The sequence below is a fragment of the Chloroflexia bacterium SDU3-3 genome (genome assembly GCA_009268125.1).
In the GTDB taxonomy this organism is placed as follows: Bacteria; Chloroflexota; Chloroflexia; order Chloroflexales; family Roseiflexaceae; genus SDU3-3.
On record WBOU01000012.1, the window covers coordinates 121,779 to 139,464 of the forward strand.

11 protein-coding genes and 1 pseudogene are annotated in these 17,686 nt (G+C 67.1%); 1 reads left to right on the top strand and 11 read right to left on the bottom strand.

Features of this window, described 5'->3' with window-relative positions; genetic code table 11:
- Nucleotides 1-52 precede the first annotated feature (52 nt).
- From F8S13_19085 to F8S13_19100, 4 genes are all read right to left on the bottom strand, one after another.
- The gene (locus F8S13_19085) at nt 53-2,398 is read right to left on the bottom strand and encodes a sodium-translocating pyrophosphatase (protein KAB8141510.1); all 2,346 of its coding nucleotides are present in this window, start codon (nt 2,396-2,398) and stop codon (nt 53-55) included.
- A gap of 535 nt (nt 2,399-2,933) precedes the next feature.
- Nucleotides 2,934-4,268: an MFS transporter gene (locus tag F8S13_19090; protein KAB8141511.1), complete on the bottom strand. Its 1,335-nt coding sequence runs from the start codon at nt 4,266-4,268 to the stop codon at nt 2,934-2,936.
- The gene (sfsA, locus tag F8S13_19095) at nt 4,265-5,011 is read right to left on the bottom strand and encodes a DNA/RNA nuclease SfsA (protein KAB8141512.1); all 747 of its coding nucleotides are present in this window, start codon (nt 5,009-5,011) and stop codon (nt 4,265-4,267) included. The genes F8S13_19090 and sfsA overlap by 4 nt, the downstream gene beginning before the upstream one ends.
- A gap of 1 nt (nt 5,012) precedes the next feature.
- Nucleotides 5,013-5,801 (bottom strand): enoyl-CoA hydratase, encoded by a 789-nt coding sequence (locus tag F8S13_19100; GenBank protein ID KAB8141513.1) that lies wholly within the window; start codon nt 5,799-5,801, stop codon nt 5,013-5,015.
- A 1,312-nt stretch (nt 5,802-7,113) separates the two neighbouring features.
- On the opposite strand from F8S13_19100, the pseudogene F8S13_19105 reads away from it, so the two are divergent.
- A pseudogene (locus F8S13_19105) lies at nt 7,114-7,383 on the top strand (hypothetical protein).
- Between the two features lie 200 nt (nt 7,384-7,583).
- Here the strand turns inward: F8S13_19105 and F8S13_19110 are convergent.
- The 7 genes from F8S13_19110 to F8S13_19140 all read right to left on the bottom strand — a co-directional run bounded on the left by F8S13_19110 (nt 7,584) and on the right by F8S13_19140 (nt 17,489).
- Complete coding sequence (locus F8S13_19110; protein KAB8141514.1) at nt 7,584-8,534, bottom strand: prohibitin family protein; 951 nt, start codon at nt 8,532-8,534, stop codon at nt 7,584-7,586.
- A gap of 44 nt (nt 8,535-8,578) precedes the next feature.
- Complete coding sequence (locus F8S13_19115) at nt 8,579-8,869, bottom strand: hypothetical protein (GenBank protein KAB8141515.1); 291 nt, start codon at nt 8,867-8,869, stop codon at nt 8,579-8,581.
- Nucleotides 8,870-8,914: 45 nt separating this feature from the next.
- Nucleotides 8,915-10,453 carry a HAMP domain-containing histidine kinase gene (locus F8S13_19120; protein KAB8141516.1) on the bottom strand — a complete coding sequence of 513 codons (1,539 nt, stop codon included), beginning with the start codon at nt 10,451-10,453 and terminating at the stop codon, nt 8,915-8,917.
- A gap of 706 nt (nt 10,454-11,159) precedes the next feature.
- Nucleotides 11,160-13,241, bottom strand: a complete 2,082-nt coding sequence (gene hflB, locus F8S13_19125; protein KAB8141517.1) for an ATP-dependent zinc metalloprotease FtsH — start codon at nt 13,239-13,241, stop codon at nt 11,160-11,162.
- Nucleotides 13,242-13,561: 320 nt separating this feature from the next.
- Nucleotides 13,562-15,607 (bottom strand): ABC transporter permease, encoded by a 2,046-nt coding sequence (locus tag F8S13_19130; GenBank protein ID KAB8141518.1) that lies wholly within the window; start codon nt 15,605-15,607, stop codon nt 13,562-13,564.
- Nucleotides 15,608-15,669: 62 nt separating this feature from the next.
- Complete coding sequence (locus F8S13_19135) at nt 15,670-16,068, bottom strand: hypothetical protein (protein ID KAB8141519.1); 399 nt, start codon at nt 16,066-16,068, stop codon at nt 15,670-15,672.
- Entirely contained in the window at nt 16,065-17,489 is a 1,425-nt protein-coding gene (locus F8S13_19140) for a hypothetical protein (GenBank protein KAB8141520.1), read from the bottom strand. The genes F8S13_19135 and F8S13_19140 overlap by 4 nt, the downstream gene beginning before the upstream one ends.
- Nucleotides 17,490-17,686 lie beyond the last annotated feature (197 nt).

Here is a 17,686-nt window from a genome sequence, read left to right on the forward strand (position 1 = left end):
GGCGGGCGCACCACATGTGCGCCCGCCTTTCGGTTCGTTGTGGGTTGGGTCGCTAGTCGGCAGCGCCGCGCGGGGCGGGGGTGGCCGTCTCGATCGCGGCCTCGGGGGTGTCGCGCTTCGACTGCCAGATCGCCCAGGCCAGCGCCAGCGTGCACAGCACCATGCCCACGATCACGCCCGCGCCCAGGCCCTGGCCAGGCCGCACCACGTTCACGATGATCGGCGCGATGATCAGCGACACCAGGTTGATCACCTTGATCATCGGGTTGAGCGCCGGGCCTGCGGTGTCCTTCAGCGGGTCGCCCACGGTGTCGCCCACCACGGCGGCTTTGTGCGGCTCGGAGTGCTTGCCGCCGTAGTTGCCATCTTCGATGTACTTCTTGGCGTTGTCCCACGCGCCGCCCGCGTTGGACTGGAACACCGCCATCAGCTGCCCGGCCAGAATGATGCCCGCCAGGAAGCCGCCCAGCGCCTCCACGCCCAGCAGGAAGCCCACCAGAATGGGCACCAGCACCGCGATCAGGCCCAGGCTGATCAGCTCCTTCTGCGCCGCCGTGGTCGAGATCGCCACCGCGCGGGCGTAGTCGGGCAGCACGTTGCCCTCCATCACGCCGGGGATGCGGAACTGCCGTCGCACCTCATTCACGATCTGGCCGGCGGCGCGCGCCACCGCCCGGATGGTGAGCGACGAGAACAGGAAGGGCACCGCGCCGCCGATGAGCAGGCCGATGAACACCAGCGGCGAGGCCACGTTGATGCCGCTCAGCACGGTGACGCCCGCCACGCCCTGCTCGATCAGCTGCTGCTGCACCTTGCCGGTGTCGGTCAGGAACGAGCCGAACAGCGCCACCGCCGCGATCACCGCCGAGCCGATCGCGATGCCTTTGGTCACGGCCTTGGTGGTGTTGCCCACCGCATCTAGGTCATCCATCACGTTGCGGGCGTTCTTGTCCAGCCCAGACATCTCGCCGATGCCGTTGGCGTTGTCCGAGATCGGGCCGAACGAGTCCATCGAGATGGTATTGCCGGTGAGCGTCAGCATGCCGATGCCGGTGAGCGAGACGCCGTAGAGGATGGATGTGAACTGCAGTGTCGGGTCGGCGATGCCGCCGTAGATCAGCACTGAGGCCAGGATGGAGATGGCGATCACCACCACGGCCCACACGCTCGACTCCAGGCCCAGCGAGAGTCCGCCCAGGATGTTGGTGGCCGAGCCGGTCTGCGAGGCCTTGGCGATGTCCTTCACCGGGCTGAAGTGCGTGGATGTGAAGTACTCGGTCACTTTGTCCAGCACGATCGCCAGCAGGATGCCGGTGATGGTGGCCAGGAAGGGCCGCCAGTCGCCCTGCATGTAGAAGAACGAGACCACCGCGAAGCCGATCACGGCCACGATCGCGGCCAGGTAGAAGCCGCGGTTCATGGCTGCCATGGCGTTGCGGCGGCGGTCGTCGGTGCGCACAACCATGTTGCCGATCACCGAGGCCACCACGCCGATGCCGCGCAGGATGAGCGGGAAGATCACGAAGCGCATGTCGTACTGGCCGTCGAACATGCTGCCCAGCGCGGCGTCGCCCAGCACCAGGCCCAGGATCAGCGCCGAGACGATCGTCACCTCGAAGCTCTCGAACACGTCGGCGGCCATACCGGCGCAGTCGCCCACGTTGTCGCCCACTAGGTCGGCGATCACCGCCGCGTTGCGCGGGTCGTCCTCGGGGATGCCCGCCTCGACCTTGCCCACCAGGTCGGCCCCCACGTCGGCGGCCTTGGTGTAGATGCCGCCGCCCACGCGCATGAACAGCGCGATCAGGCTGCCGCCGAAGCCGAAGCCCAGCAGCGCATCGGGCGCGGCGATGCCGAAGAACAGGAAGATCAGCGTGCCGCCCAGCAGGCCCAGGCCCACCGTGAGCATGCCGGTGACGGTGCCCGAGCGGTAGGCCACCTGCATGGCGGCGTTATAGCCCTTGCGTGCGGCGGCGGCCACGCGCACGTTGGCCTCGACCGCCACGTTCATGCCCACGAAGCCCACCGCGTAGGAGAACAGCGAGCCCATCAGGAACGCCAGCGCGCGCCCGATGGCCACGGCCATAGTCGCGCCAGCGCCGAACAGCTCCTCGGCCTCGCGCGTGGGCGGGATGATCGCCACGCTGGCCCCCAGCACCACCGTCAGCACCACGATCAGGATGCTGATGGTGCGGAACTGGCGGCTCAGGTAGGCGTTTGCGCCCTGCTTGATGAAGCCCCAGACCTCCTGCATGCGCGGCGTGCCCTTGTCCTGCTGCAGGATCTGCGAGCGCAGCAGGAAGGCGTAGGCGATCCCCAAGATTGAAATAGCGAGCACGGCCCAGACCGCGCTCTGCTCGAATGAGCTCAGCCCATTAAGTCCGTTTAGCCCTAGCATGGCTATCTCCTTTTCACCACCGAAGGCGCACTTGCGTGATCGACGCTGATCCGACACCCTAGGCCATGGCAGGAATCATGCCCGCCACCCCGCCGACGGGTCCGCCCTGCCGCGCGTGCTGATCGCTCAGCCGCGCTGCGCCCCTACATACACACGCGCCGTGTATGCCTCCTTGTCCACCAGATGTAGTTGCCAAACGTGTGATCGTTGGGCGCTCTGGCCGCATTCTAACATATGGGGTTTGGCGCTGTAAAGCGTTTCCTCCTCTCTTGCGGCCTTGGCCCGGCCCCGCGCAGGCATTGGTCCTACCTGCGACTCATCCTCTTGGCGGCCTGCATCCTTCTTGCGATGGATCTCACGATAGGGCTTGATGCCGATGCTGAATCTGCGGCCCAACGTTATGATAGCCCCACACAAGTCGGTGATCGCGGTGGCACCGCAGCGCTTGACGACACGGCGCTTTTTCCCCTCTGCCGCGCCTCATTTCTACCCCTAACGGCTGCTCTTACAGCGGAGCAGCCGTTTCTTCATGCTGCTAGATCTGGCTGGGCGGGGTGTTGCCCGCCTCCACGATCGCCCGCCGCAGATCCACCCGTGTGAACAGTGCCAGCCCGGCCACAAAGAATACGATCAGCGAGATCAGCGCCACGCGGTAGCTGCCCGTGAACTGCAGCGCCAGGCCGAACAGCAGCGGGGCCAGCCAGCTGGTGCCGCGCTCGCTCAGCTCGTACAGGCTGAAGTACTCGGCCTCCTGCCCCGCCGGGATGATCTGCGAGAACACCGAGCGGCTGAGCGCCTGGCTGCCGCCCAGCACCAGGGCGATCGGCACCGCCAGCACAAAGAACTGGGTCTGGGTCTGGATGAAGAAGGCCAGGATGACGGTGGCCGACCAGATCAGCAGGCTCAGGATGATCGCCCGCTTGCTGCCCAGCTTCCGCGCCAGCCAGCCGAACAGCAGCGCCCCCAGGAAGGCCACGAACTGCACGATCAGGATCAGCGTGATCAGGCTGGAGCTGGCCATGCCCAGCTCTTGCGCGCCGAACTGCGACGAGAGCGCGATCACGGCCTGGATGCCGTCGTTATACAGCAGGTAGGCGGCTAGGAACAGCAGGGTCTGCGGCAGCCTGCGCACCTGGCTGAAGGTGTGGCGCAGCTGCGCGAAGCCCACTGTCAGGTAGTGCTGCCCTGGCGGCAGCCGCTTCACCGCGCCGCGCTGGCGCAGGGTGAGCATGGGCACGATGGTGAAGATCGCCCACCACGCGCCCGAGGAGGCCAGGCAGATCCGCACGGCCACGCTGTCCTCGATCCCCAGCTTGCCCGCGTTGAGGAACAGCGCCAGGTTGGCCACCAGCAGCAGCCCGCCGCCCAGGTAGCCCAGCGCCCACCCGCGCGAGGAGACCGTGTCGCGCTGGTCGGGGGTGGCGATCTCAGAGAGGAAGGCGTTGTAGAAGACCATGGATGCGCCGAAGCACAGGTTGGCCACCAGCAGCAGCCCGCCGCCCAGCAGGTAGTTGCTGCCCTGCAGGAAGAACATGCCCATGGTCGCGATCGATCCGGCGTAGGCGAACAGCAGCAGCAGCGGCTTCTTCAGCCGCGAGTAGTCGGCGATCGCGCCCACCACCGGCAGCAGGAAGATCTGCAGGAAGACCGACAGCGACACCACGTAGGCATAGAACGAGTCGGCCCGCACGGGGATGCCCAGCGGGTAGACAAAGCCGCCCTCGCCTGCGGCGGCCTGGGTGACTGTGGTGAGATACGGCCCCAGGAAGACCGTGATGACCGTGGTGGTAAACGCGGAGTTGGCCCAGTCGTAGAAGTACCAGCCGATCTGCTCGCGGCGGTTCTCCGCCGCGCTCGGTTGGGGTGTCATAGGTGCTCCTTGGCTGTGGTCTCGAACAGAACCGGGATCTCGTGGCCCAGCGCGATGCCCGCGCGGCTCAGCGGGCACGCGTAGGCGTACACCTCCACCCCGCGCCGGGCGGCCTCGGCCAGCGCCAGGGCGAACTGCGGGTCTATGGCGGTGTGCATGGCCACCGCGCTGGCGCTGCCCTGGGCCACAAACACCACCGCCGCGCGCGCCCCGGCCTGGGCCAGCGCCGCAAGCTCGCCCAGGTGCCGTCGCCCGCGCTCGGTGGGCGCGTCGGGGAAGTGCGCCACACCCTCGATCAGCAGGCTGGCCGACTTTACCTCCACCAGGCATGGTTCAGCCGCCCCACCCAGCTGAAAGTCGAACCGGCTCGCGCCTACGGTGGCCTCGCGGCGCACCTGCGGGTAGCGCGCGAAGGGCGGCAGGGCCTGCGCCCGCAGCGCGGCCTCGATCAGGCGGTTGGGCAGGTGGGTGTCCAGCCCCATCAGGCGCTCGGGCGGCCCCGCGTGGATGGCGGCCACCGCCTGGTACTGCGTCTTGCGCCCCGGCGCGGGCTGGTGGGCCAGCAGCAGGCGTGCGCCGGGCACCAGGGTCTCCTTCAGCCGCCCCCGGTCGGCCAGGTGGGCCTGCACGGTCGCGCCGCCCAGCTCCGCATCCACCAGGAAGCGGTTCGGCCTGGCCAGGAACAGCGCCTCGCTCAGCGGCCCGCCCCGCCCCAGCGGCACAAGGATCTGCGCATTCGCCACGCTAGCGGCCCTTCCACTGCGGCTCGCGCTTTTCTAAGAAGGCGCTGGTGCCCTCGCGCCCGTCCTCCGAGACCACCAGCTCGGCGAACAGCGCGGCCTCGTACATGCATGCGTCGGCCAGCGGCATCTCGCTGCCCCGCCCGATGGCCTGCTTGGCAGCGGCCACCGCCAGCGGCGCCTTCGCGGCAATGCTGCTGGCCAAGGCCCCCGCCGCGCCCAGCAGCCCGCTGGCGGGCACCACCCGCTCTACCAGGCCGATCCGCAGCGCCTCCTGGGCGCTGATCCGCTCGCCGGTGAGGATGAGCAGCTTGGCCATGCCCGGCCCCACCAGCCGCGTGAGCCGCTGGGTTCCGCCCCAGCCGGGGATGATCCCCAGGTTGATCTCGGGCTGGCCGAACTGGGCCGTCTCGGCGGCGATGCGGATATCGCAGGCCATGGCTAGCTCCATCCCACCGCCCAGCGCGAAGCCGTTGACAGCGGCGATCACCACCGTGCGCATCTGCGCGATCCGCAGGCCCAGCTGGTGGGCCTGCTCGGCCATCTCGCGGGCCGCCGTGGCGCTGGGCTGGGCCTTCAGCTCGCCGATGTCGGCCCCGGCCACGAACGAGCGCTCGCCCGCGCCCGTGATGATCGCCGCGCCGATGGCGTCGTCGTCCTCCACCTCGGCGAGCGCGGCCAGCAGCTCGCGGATGGTGGTTTGGTTGAGCGCGTTCAGCACCTTGGGGCGGTCTATGGTGATGGTGGCGACCGCGCCGCTGCGCTCCAGCACGATGTTCTGGTAGCTGTTCATACATCCTCTTTTTGCTTGGCTTGCCGGGTGATTATAGCACCGCAGCTTTTTTACCACCAAGACACCAAGGGAACCCGCAAGAATGAATACCGCGAAGACGCGAAGGCACGAGGGGAAGAGCGACCCGGTATACCGCCAATACAGCAGGGCACCTAAGCACAAGGGAACAAACAGCAGCGGTTGGGCATGTGCGCGATGGGGTCATTGACGTAGGGGCGGGTTTCATGCCCGCCCGCGCCGCGTTACGCGCCGTGGGCATCGGGTGGGGTTGCGATGCGGGCGGCGCATCGCGATGGGGCAGGTTTTATGCCCGCCCCATCGCCGATGATCGGTAATCTTACCCACCTGGCCCATGCGGCGAAGGTGCTGCTCGTGCAAACTGGCCCTATGCTCGAACACGAGCCGCTAGGAAAACAGCATAGGAATACTCAAAATTGGGGAATCGAAGAGGGCGATGCCCTTCAACAGGTGTCACTTTCTTGGGCGGAGCGTCGGGATGCGCTCCACGGGATGAAACGGCGTGCCGGGCATGCGCGCCATGTGATCATTGCTGTAGGGGCGGGTCTGGTGCCCGCCCACGCCGCGTTGCATCGCACGCATCGCAGGGCATTCGATGCGTGCGATGCAACGCGGCGTGGAACGCATTGGGATGTGCCGTAAGCATCGGATCGGGCCTTGCTGCTTGCGGCGCGTTACAATGGGGCGGACACGAGATCCGCCCCTACACTCATGGCGGATCATTGCGAACATCGGGTCGGGTGCGATGACGGCAATGCGGTGCATCGGCCATCGATCGTGCATGGTTGCCAAAAACCCATGGGAACGCCACAAAAGTGACACCTGTTGAAGGCGATGCCCCCTGGCGGGGTTCCTAGGGGCTGGCCCCGAGGTGCTGCCCGCGCAGGGCATCCACCCACTACGCAAGTACAACCACCATCGCGTATAGGGAATAGGCCCAGCGCTGACGTGAAAAGTGACACCATGTTAAGGGTATCGCCCCTCGCGGAGGTTTCGGGAGGCGATCCGCGCAGGGCTTCCACCTACTACGCAAGCAGAACCGCCAGCGCTTATCAGGAACAAGCACAGTGCTCTGACGTGAAAGTGACACCATGTGAGAGGGTAGACCCTGTGCGCCGCCCGTGCAGGGCACCTATCGCCAGCCGTGCAGAGTCCCCGTGACGTTTGGCGCCCTTGGCGGCCAAGAATCCCTGCCCCCTCGAACGCCTGCCGCCGATCACCTCATCCTCGCGGCGGTTGTGGGCGGTGGCGGCGGGCGATATACTGGCTTGGTTCTTCGATCCAAGGAGTCGCTATGCCCCAGCAGAGGCCATCGATCATCGTGCGGATCGCCCGCCCGCGTGGCGGCAGCATCTGGAGCATCGGCAGCAGGCATAGTCTGCTCAGCATCGGCAGCACCGGCAGCATCCTGAGCATCGGCAGCGCGGGCAGCGTGCTCAGTATTGGCAGCGCGGGCAGCTTTTTGAGCATTGGCAGCCTGGGCAGTGTGGGCAGTATCCTGTGTGCGGCCAGCCTGTTCTCGATCCTGAGCGCCGCCAGCGTGCGCTCCATCCTCAGCGTGCGCGGGCGCGGCAGCCTGCGGCAGCGCCTGCCGCGCCGCCAGCGCACGCGGGGCCGCAGCTGGTGGCGCGGGCCGGGCGGGCGGCCCGCCTAGCTTGGCGCGCTGGCCTGCCCAGCATACCGCGAAAGCACATGCAAAAACAACAGCGGCGGGTGGGGCATCACACGATGCCCCACCCGCCGCTGTGTGCTGTGTCTGGGCGGCTAGCGCGTGCCGCTGATAATGCTGGTGGCGTCGATCAGTGGCGTCGCGCCGCCTGTGAAGGTCGGCAGCTGGCCGTTCCACTTCTCCATCATCTGGTACTGGATCAGGGCGGGCGTCAGGCTCTGCGAGAGCTTGGCGTTGGCCTCGGCCTGGGCCTGGGCGCGCAGCAGCGTGGCCTGGGCCTCGCCCTCGGCCTGAGCCTTCAGCGCATTGGCGTGGCCCTGGGCCTCGGCCACATCCTGCTCGGCCTTGATCTTGGCCTGCTCCAGCTGATACTTCTGCTGCTCGGCGGCCTGCTGGGCCTGGATCTTCTGATCTAGGGCTGCCTGCAGCGACGCGGGCAGGTGCACCTCGCGCACGGCGAACGAGACGAGCTGCAGGTGGCGCTTCTTGAACTCGGTGCCTAGCGCCTTGCTGATCTCTTCGTTGATCTCGCCGCGCTTGGCCGATGTTATCTCCTCCCAGCCATATTTCGAGGCCACCACCGGCACCTGCGAGCGGGTGTACTGGCGCACCACGCGCTCCTCGACCGTGGTGATGTCGGCCCCGCCCCAGTCCTGGTAGAGCTGGCCGGCCTCCTCGGCGATCACCTGGTATTGGATGACCACATCCAGGTTGATCTGCTGGCCCTCATCGCTCTGCACCTTGATCGAGTCATCGCCGTCGATGCTGCCCTCGCTGGATTTCAGCAGCATGCTGTAGGTCTGGATGGTGATCGGGTATTCCTGGATGGCCTCGGTGAACGGGTTGATGAACGCCCAGCCGGGCCGCTGGGCTCCGGCGTTCACATCGTGGGATGCTTTGTTGAACACGATGCCCACATAGCCGGGCCGGATGTTGCGCCACGATGAGAACATCAGGGCCAGCAGGGCGACGGCGACCACGGCGATGGTGATCAGCACGCCGATCCGTGATAAACCGCTGCGGGTTGTGGAAGTGCTGCGAGACATATGCGAGTGCTCCTTATTTCAGTGCCGAAAAAAACCTCTGCCGACTATGAGCGCGGTGGCCTGGGCTGCCGAGGTGGCTCTGGTGGGTCGGGGGCTTGGTCGGCCTCGTCGGCAGACTCGCGCACCTCGCCCCAGAGCGAGCGGATGGTCTGGAGCACACGGGGGGCCAGCGCGATGCCAATCTGCCACGCGAGTACCAGAATGACGATCACGATTGCAAGCTCCAACAGTGTCGGGCTCACAGGGGGAAACTCCTGCCGCACGGGGCGGCGCTTACCGGGGCGCTGGATGCGCCCCTGCTGCTGCGGGTAGGCCATGCCGCCCCAGTGGGGCATGGCTGCGGCGGCTGGCTGGCAGGCCGTCGCGCTCGCTTTCTAAGATTATATACGCGCTGGCTCGTGTGGGGTTGCAGCCGCGATCCGGCTGGCGTCGTGCTGGCTGAGGCGGATGGCTGGCTCGTGGCGCTCGACCAGCGGGATGCGGATGAGCATGGTGGTGCCCTGGCCCAGCGAGCTGGTGACGCTGATGGTGCCGCCGTGGCTCTCGATGATGCCGTAGCAGATCGCTAGGCCCAGGCCGGTGCCCTTGTTGCCCTTGGTGGTGATGAAGGGCTGGAAGATCTGCTGCTGTAGCTCGGATGGCATGCCGCTGCCGGTGTCGGCGAAGGTGATGAAGATCGACTCGCTGTCGTGGTGCATGCTCAGCGTGATCGTGCCGCCGCCCAGCTCGTGCATGGCGTCGCGGGCGTTGGTCAGCATGTTCAGGAACACCTGCACCATCTGCCCTGGGTCGCACAGGGTGGGCGGCACGGCGCTCAGATGACGCACGATCTGGATATGCTCCTTCTCGAAGTCGTACTCGATCATCTTGAGCGTGTCGTCGATCAGCTCGCCCAGCTGGCACATTACCTGCTGGGTCTCGCGCTGGCGGGCGAAGGTCAGCAGCCCCTTGGTGATGCTGCTGCCGCGCCTGCAGGCCTTCACGATCAGGTCGAGGGACTCGTGCATCTCATCCAGATCGTTGGTGACGATGCCGATCTGGGCCTGGCCCTGGATAGCGGTCAGCAGGTTATTGAACTCGTGGGCGATCCCCGAGGCGAAGGTGCCCAGCGCCGAGAGCTTGGATGTGCGGATCAGCTCTTCCTGGTGGGCCTGCAGCTCCTTCAGCAGCCGTTCGCGCTCGTCGGCCAGCTGCTGGCGGCGGTGGCTCTCCTCGTGCAGCTGGGCCACCATCACGAACGAGCGCTGCGCGATCAGCAGAATGAGCAGGTCGAACACCAGCATCCAGAAGTTGCTGTTCCAGTGCGCGGCCATCAGCGCGCCGATCGGCAGGGTCAGCAGGTGGATCCACTGCACTAGCTGGTAGCTGTCGCGGTAGATCGACTGCACCGGCGTGTTGCTGGCCAGCGCCACCACCGTGCCTACCAGCAGCGTGCTGGAGATATAGAACCCCAGGGCGATGGCGATGAAGGCGCAGATCTCGCGCGGGGTGCTGAAGGTGGCCACGCCCGGCTCGTGGATAAGCGTGTAGATCCCCACCATGATCGCGGTGGTGATCGTGCGCGAGGCCAGGTTGAACAGGGCCTTGTGCCAGGGTCGTCTGCGGGTAATCTCGACGATCAGCGTGCTGGCGGCGATGATGTAGATCGCGGCCACCCCGGCGGTAGGCACTAGGAAGATCGTAAAGGCCTCGGCCAGCGTCATGCCGATGCGGTTGCCGTTCGTCTCGAAGTTCACCTCGAAGAAATCGGCCAGGGCGTAGCCAGCTAGCCAGCTGATCAGCCAGATCACAGGCTGGCTAGGGGGGAGCCAGTGCAGTAGGCCTACCAGCAGCAGCGCGGCGACCGACCATACTACGTAGAGGTAGGCGCGAGCCGGGCGAGAAAGTTCAGACATAGTGGCCTCGCATCGTATCGTCATTGGTCATAAAAAATACCGGAGAACGGTAGGTTCTCCGGTACAGTAGGCTGAATGAGCGCAGCGAGCGCCTAGGTCCACTTTCCGATGTTCGGAATGCTGCCGCCGAGGGCCAAGACCACGGGGAGCGCGGTCAGCGCAAACTGCACGATCCGGCGCATAAGAGTCTTGCTCATGCTGGGCCTCCCTGAGTTGTAATAACGACACACGGTAGTATGTTCGGCCCCGCGTTGTATGATGAGGGTGCGTGGGGGGATAACTACATTGTATCGTACTACTGAAAGTTGTCAACAGGTTAAGTTGATAATGTGTTGCCGAATTGGCCAGCATGTTAGGTAGATAGGGAGGTGTGTACACGAATAAATGCCTTCTCCAACAGGGAATATGTACCCGCCTATTCCGCTCGCGTAAAAAACGGAAGCTAGGTTAGGATGCGTGGTGGTTAGGCGGGCAGGGTGTATCGCTCATACCCTGGCCTGGGCGGCCCGGCGGCCCGCCCCAGGGGCATGGGGCGCACCACCATATGCCCGGCCCACTTGTGGGCAAGTATGGCCATAGGGAAGCGGTACCATGCGTATGGGTATGGTAGCCTGCCCGCCGCGCTTGTCAAGCAGCTTATCACGATAGGCGGTCGTTTTTTTGCCCAGCAACGCCAGACGGGGGCGAGGGATTAATTCCCCCGCCCCCGTCTGCTCTGGCCCGCCCCCAGCTAGGGCGCGAACGCCGACACGCTGGGCTGGCTACGGCGTGAGGCGATGCCGGTGGCCTGCAGGATGGCCTGCTCATCCAGCGAGTCCTCGCGCAGCAGCGCCTGGGTCAGCGATTCCAGCTTGTCGCGGTTCTCGTTCAGCAGGCGGATGGCCTTGGCGTAGCTGTCGTCCACGATCTTGCGCACCGCGCGGTCGGCGGCCTGCGCCGTGGCGTCGCTGTAGGGCCGCTGGCTGCCCCCGCCAAAGCCCGACTCGAGGTAGTTGCCCTCGTCGCGGCTGTCGAGCTGGATCTGGCCGACCTCGCTGCTCATGCCGAAGCGGGCCACCATAGCGCGGGCCAGGCTGGTCACCTGCTGCAGGTCGTTCTCGGCACCGGTGGTGATATTGCCATACACCACCAGCTCGGCTGCGCGCCCGCCCAGGGCCAGCACGATCCGGGCGCGCAGGTAGTCCTCGGTGTAGTTATAGCGGTCCATGTCGGGCACGCTCAGGGTCACGCCCAGCGACTGGGCGCGCGGCACCACCGTGACCCGCCGCACCGGGTCGGCCTCGGGCTGCAGCAGGCCACACAGCGCGTGGCCCGCCTCGTGGTAGGCGGTGCGCTCGCGCTCGGCGGGGCTGAGCACCAGCGGGCGCTCGGCCCCCAGCATGATCTTCTCCAGCGAGCGGTCGAAGTCCTCGGCGCGCACGTCGCTCTGGCCGCTGCGCGCGGCTAGCAGGGCCGCCTCGTTCACTAGGTTGGCGATCTCGGCCCCGGTGGCCCCCGGCATGGCGGCGGCAATCTTCTCCAGGCTCACATCCGGCCCCAGCGGCACGCCGCGCGTGTGGATCTTCAGGATCTCGACGCGGCCATTTTTGTCGGTTGGCTGCACCGTCACGCGGCGGTCGAAGCGGCCAGGGCGCAGCAGCGCGGGGTCCAGCACATCGGCGCGGTTGGTGGCGGCCAGCACGATCACGGTGGTGCTCGCGTCGAAGCCATCCATCTCGATCAGCAGCTGGTTGAGCGTCTGCTCGCGCTCATCGTTCCCACCCAGGCTGTTGCCGCCCCGCCGCCGCCCGATGGCGTCCAGCTCATCTACAAAGATGATCGAGGGCGAGGACTGCCGGGCCTGCTGGAACAGGTCGCGCACGCGGGCCGCGCCCACGCCCACCACCATCTCGACAAACTCCGACCCGCTCATGCTGAAGAAGGGCACATTGGCCTCGCCAGCCACCGCGCGGGCCAGCAGCGTCTTGCCGGTGCCTGGGGGGCCGATCAGCAGCACGCCTTTGGGGATGCGCCCGCCCAGGCGCTGGTACTTCTGCGGGTCTTTCAGGAAATCAACGATCTCCTGCAGCTCCTGCTCGACCTCGTCGATGCCCGCGACATCGGCAAAGGTCACGCGCTTCTCGGCCTGCGACTGGTCGTAGCGCTTGGCGCGGCTGCGGCCTAGGTTGAACGCGCCGCTGCCGTTTTTGAGCATGCGGCTGTTGAGCCACAGGAAGCCGCCGATCAGCAGCAGGGTCGGCCCGAACGAGAGCAGCAGCGTGAACAGCGGGTTGCGGCTGGTCTCCAGCGGCGAGGCGTCCTCGATCACCTTGTTGGCGCTCAGCAGCTGGGCCAGCTCCTCATCCGCATAGGTGGGCTTGATTGTCGAGAACTGCGAGTAGCTTGGCTCCTCGCGCGGGCTGCCGCCAAACAGCCCCAGCGGCTGGGGCGTAGGGGTGGTGCTGGCCTGCGCAGGGTCTTGCGAGCGCTTGATCGGCTGCTTGAAATCGCCCTGCAGGTCTTCGCCCCGGCTTGTGACCTTGCTCACGTTGCCAGCCTGCACCTGCTGCTTAAAGAAGGTGTAGGAGATCTCGACGCGGTCGTGCGGCTCGGGGAAGATCATCGGCAGGATGAGGTAGTTGATCCCAAGCAGCACCATAAAGAGTATCCAGAAGCGCCATGTCCGCAGCGGGTTGGGAACCTGGGGCGGGGGCGCGCCATTTGGCGTAGCGCGGCTGCCGCCGGGCGGGTTGCCGTGTGGCCCCGTCGATCGCGGCGCGGGGGGGCGGCTTGTGGCGTTTGCGCCACTGGCCGGAGGCAGAGAATCACTCATCGTCACATCCTTCACCCAACATCAACCTCTTTCGGCTACGAACTATAGCACGAAGCGCGCCGCGTTTGCTTTCCCTAATATAAGAGTTCTACAAGAAAATCAGCCTTTTTCCTCATATTGGCCCTGTCTGGCCACACAGGCGCGGGCTGCGGCAGTGCTGCCGCAGCCCGTGGGCCACCCGCTCGCTTTGTATGGCGCGCTGCCTAGCGCTTGATTCCCTAGGATGGCGGGTTGTTGAATTGATGACATAACGTATTCTTTTTGAAAAAGATGGGCGGCATGGCCCTGGCCAGCCGCCCATGCCGCCCACCGCGCCAGGGCTAGGCCGCCGCGCTTCGGCGCGAGCGCAGCAGCACCGTCAGGTAGAGCGCCAGCCCAAATACCAAAAAGTTCAGCGAGCGCACATCCAGCATGCCCAGCAGCCACATGCCGCTGGCCGCCTGGCCCGCCGTCCACGCGCCCAGCGCCGCGATCAGCACTTGGTCGCACAGGGCTATCAGCAGCGCGCCGATGATCGCACCGTGGATGCTGCCCGCCCCGCCCACCACCACCATGGCCAGCACCATGGCCGAGAGCCGAAACTCGGTCTGGGTCGGGTCCACATAGCTAAAGCCGCTGGCGAAGATCGCCCCGGCCAGCCCTGCGCAGGCCGCGCCTAGCGCAAAGGCCAGGCAGCGCAGCCGCGCGGGCGGCACGCCGCTGCTCACCGCCGCCAGCTCGTCGGCGCTGAGCGCGGCCCAGGCGCGGCCTAGGCGCGAGCGGGCCAGCCACACGCTGGCCAGCACCACTAGGGCGATGATGCCCAGGGCCAGGTAGTAGCGGGCGGTGGGCGTGCTCAGCGCCACACCCGCGATCTGCGGCGGCGGCAGGCCCGCCATGCCACGGCTGCCGCCTGTCCATGTGTCTAGGTTCAGCACCAGCAGGGGCGCAAGCTGCCCGAAGGCCAGGGTGACGATCGCCATATACTCGCCGCGCAGCCGCATGGTCAGTAGCCCATTCAGCAGCCCGAACAGCGCGGCCACAGCGGCGGCGATAGCGAACACCAGCACGAAGTTCTGGGCCGCGCCCAGCGGGGCCAGCGGGCTGCCGGTCATGGTCAGGATCCCGGCGACATACGCGCCGATCGCGAAGCAGGCGGCGAAGCCCAGGTCGAGCAGGCCTGCGAAGCCCAGCACCACATTCAGGCCCAGGGCCAGCAGCACATACACCAGGATGCTGAGCGCCAGCACCATGCCCCTGCCGCCCATGGCCGCATCCAGCAGCGGGTAGAGCGCGCCCACGACGAGCAGCGCCGCCAGCGCCAGGTGGCCGCGCCGCCCGCCGCCGCCCGCCCGCCCGATGGTCGCATCGCCCGACCCGCCATCCAGCAGCGTCTGCTTCTCGCTGCGGCCCAGGCCGGTGGGCCGGACCACCAGCAGCACGATCAGCAGGCCCAGCAGCACCACCGGCGTCCACTGCACCTGCAGAAAGTAGTCGGAGAACGAGGCCACCACGCCTAGCATCAGCCCAGCCAGGAACGCGCCGCGCGGCCTGCCGATGCCGCCCAGCACCGCCGCCGTCAGCGCTGTGAGGCTGCTCTGCGCGCCATACAGCGTGTAGGGGTGGGTATAGTAGAGCGCGTAGGCCAGCGCCGACGCGCCCGCCATCGCGCCGCCGATGGCGAAGATGATCTGGATAGCGCGGGTGCGGTCGATGCCGCACAGCTCGGCCATCTCGGCATCCTGGGCGCAGGCCTGCAGCGCCTTGCCCATGCGGCTGCGCAGGAATAGGCCCACCAGGGCGGCCAGCGCCAGCGCTACCAGCGGCATCAGCGCGTCGCGCAGCGGGTACTGCACCCGCAGCGGCAGGCCCAGCGCCGCGACCAGATCGACATCGGGCAGCAGCTGCGGGATGCGAAACCGTGGCAGCTCGGGGATGCCCGGCACGCTGCGGTGCTCGCCTGGGATGTAGGCGTTGGTGATGTAGCGGGCCAGCAGCGCCACCTGATAGAGGATGAACGAGATCCCGATGGTGGCGATCAGCGGCGCGATGCGCGGGCCGCTGCGGAACGGGCGGAAGGCCGCCCGCTCGATGGCCACGTTCAGCAGCGCCCCGGCCCCGCTGGCCAGCACAAAGGCCAGGGCGATGCCCCCGGCTAGCGCCAGGGGCGGCGTGCTGGGCGAGAGGCCCAGCTTCTCGATCACAAAGGCGGCCAGCACGGTGGCCAGCGCAAACAGATCGCCGTGGGCGAAGTTGATCAGGCGCACCACGCTATACACCAGGGTCACGCCGATGGCGTTCAGGGCGATGATCGCCCCGTTGGAAAGCCCGATGGCCAAGAGCCGCAGCACGATCTCGGCGCAGGTGTGATTCACTCCACAGGTCATGCGTTCCTCGCTATGCGCTAGAAGGAAGAACAGATGGCGCGGCGCTGCGGCCTGGCGGCGATCTACTCGGTGGGGATGGTCAGCAGGAAGCGGGCGGTCTCCTGCTGGCCGCCCTTCTGGACGGTGACATCGAGCTCCCACTCGCCGGTCATCGAGAAGAGCAGCGGCTGGCTGGTGTACTGCCCGGAGCCGCTGGGCTGGGCGGTGCCCTTGGGCGAGGCCATGCCCATGCTCAGCATGGTGGGGGCCAGCGTCACCGCGTCGGCCACCACGGGCTGGCCCGCCGCATCGCTGATGCTGATCGTGGCGGTGCGATCGCCCACCTTCAGCGCGTCCAGCGAGAGCTTGATGGTGTAGCTGCCGGTCTGCTGGGTGAGCGTGGGCGCGCCGCCGCAGGCGGCCAGCAGCAGCGCGCAGCCGAGCAGGATGGGCGCGCAGAGGCGCGTGATCAGGTGGCTCATGGGGCGACCTCGATGCTGATCGGCACGGTGATGATGTCTCCTTTATATTTGAACTGGCCCCAGACCTGGTAGCGACCAGCCTGTGGGAAGGTGTAGACAAAGCGGATATCGGGGCCGTAGGTCACGCCGTTCACCAGCATGGGGCGGCCATAGGGCGGCATGCGCTCGGCGGCGTGGACGTGGGCGAAGATCACGCCATCGGCGCTGCGGGCCATTAGGTGCCCGGCCATGCCCAGCCAGGGGCTGAGATCGCGGATGGGCTGGCCCGCCGCATCGCGGAAGCTGAAGGTCAGCGTGCTCTGCTGGCCCGCCCTGGGCGCTGCGTCGGCCTGCACATCCACCTGCACGCCGCCCACGCTGCGCTGCCCCAGCCCTGGGGCGGGCGTGGCTGCCACCGCCGCACCCGCCACGCTGAACGAGCCGCGCAGCACCTGGCTGCCGCTATCCACGCGCTCGATCTCGGCGTAGGCGGTGTAGCCGCCCGCCTGGGTGGGCGTGATCGCCACCTGGTAGACGCCGGGGGCCACGCGGGCGGGGTGGGTGTGCAGGTAGTAGCTGCCGTCGTCGCTGATCACGGCCAGGTGCAGCAGGGCGTTGTGGTGGGTCACAATGTCGTCAATCGGCAGGCCGGTGCCGCCGTCGGTGAGCGTGATGGTGAGCGTGGTGCTCTGGCCCAGGGCAGGCGCGGGCGCGGCCTGCAGCGCCAGGTTGGCGTGGGGCCTGCCGCTGTCGGTGATCAGGGTGCCAGCGGGCAGGTAGGTGAAGCCAGCGGCGGTGGCCTTGGCCTCCTCGGTGGTGTAGGTGTACTGCTGCGCGCCGAAGATCGCCACGGCCACCAGGGTGCCGAAGGCCCCATAGCCCAGCGCGCGCCCAAGCCACGATGGCCCCGCCGCGCCGCGCCGCTGGGCCGCGCTGCTGGCGATGATGTTGGCGATCATAAAAAGGATGAGCGCGCCGATGCTGACATACAGCGGGATGCTGAAGGGCTGGAGCGGCGCGGGCGTGATGGTGAAGGGCACGCGGGCCATGCCCTCGCCCTTCGCGCCTTTGGCCACGATCTCCAGCTCCCAGTCGCCGGGGCGATCGAGGTTGAGGGTGGCGTTATAGATCGGCTGCTCGCCAGTGGCGGCGGTGGCCACCTCGGCGCGGTTGGCATCGCTGAAGGGCTGGCCGCGCGGCGCGGCGCGCAGCACGATCGTGGCTGCGCCAATGTCTTTGGGCACCTCCACATCGAGCGTGATCGGCGCGGGGGTGGCGGGCGGCAGCTCGACGGTGACGCCGATCTCGTATGGCCCGACCATCTGGGTGAAGGTCTGGATGGGGCTGCTGTGCTTGCCGTGCGCCTGGGCGCTGCCTGCGCCCAGCAGGGCCAGCAGCAGCGCCAGGCAGGCTGGCAACCAGCGCTGCGGGGGACGTTGCATGAGATCTCTTCCTCGACTGTGATGAATGGCTCAATAATAGCACGCCAGCGCGGCGCGGTGCTAAAGTTCTCAGTTTGATTCAGGCGGATAGTACTAGGTTTTTTGTAGCGCGCTCCCTTGACGCTGGCGTGCGGCGGGTGCTATGCTTCTTGCCTGTAGCGCGGCGCACGCCCCTCGCGCCGCCCAGCCATCCCCGC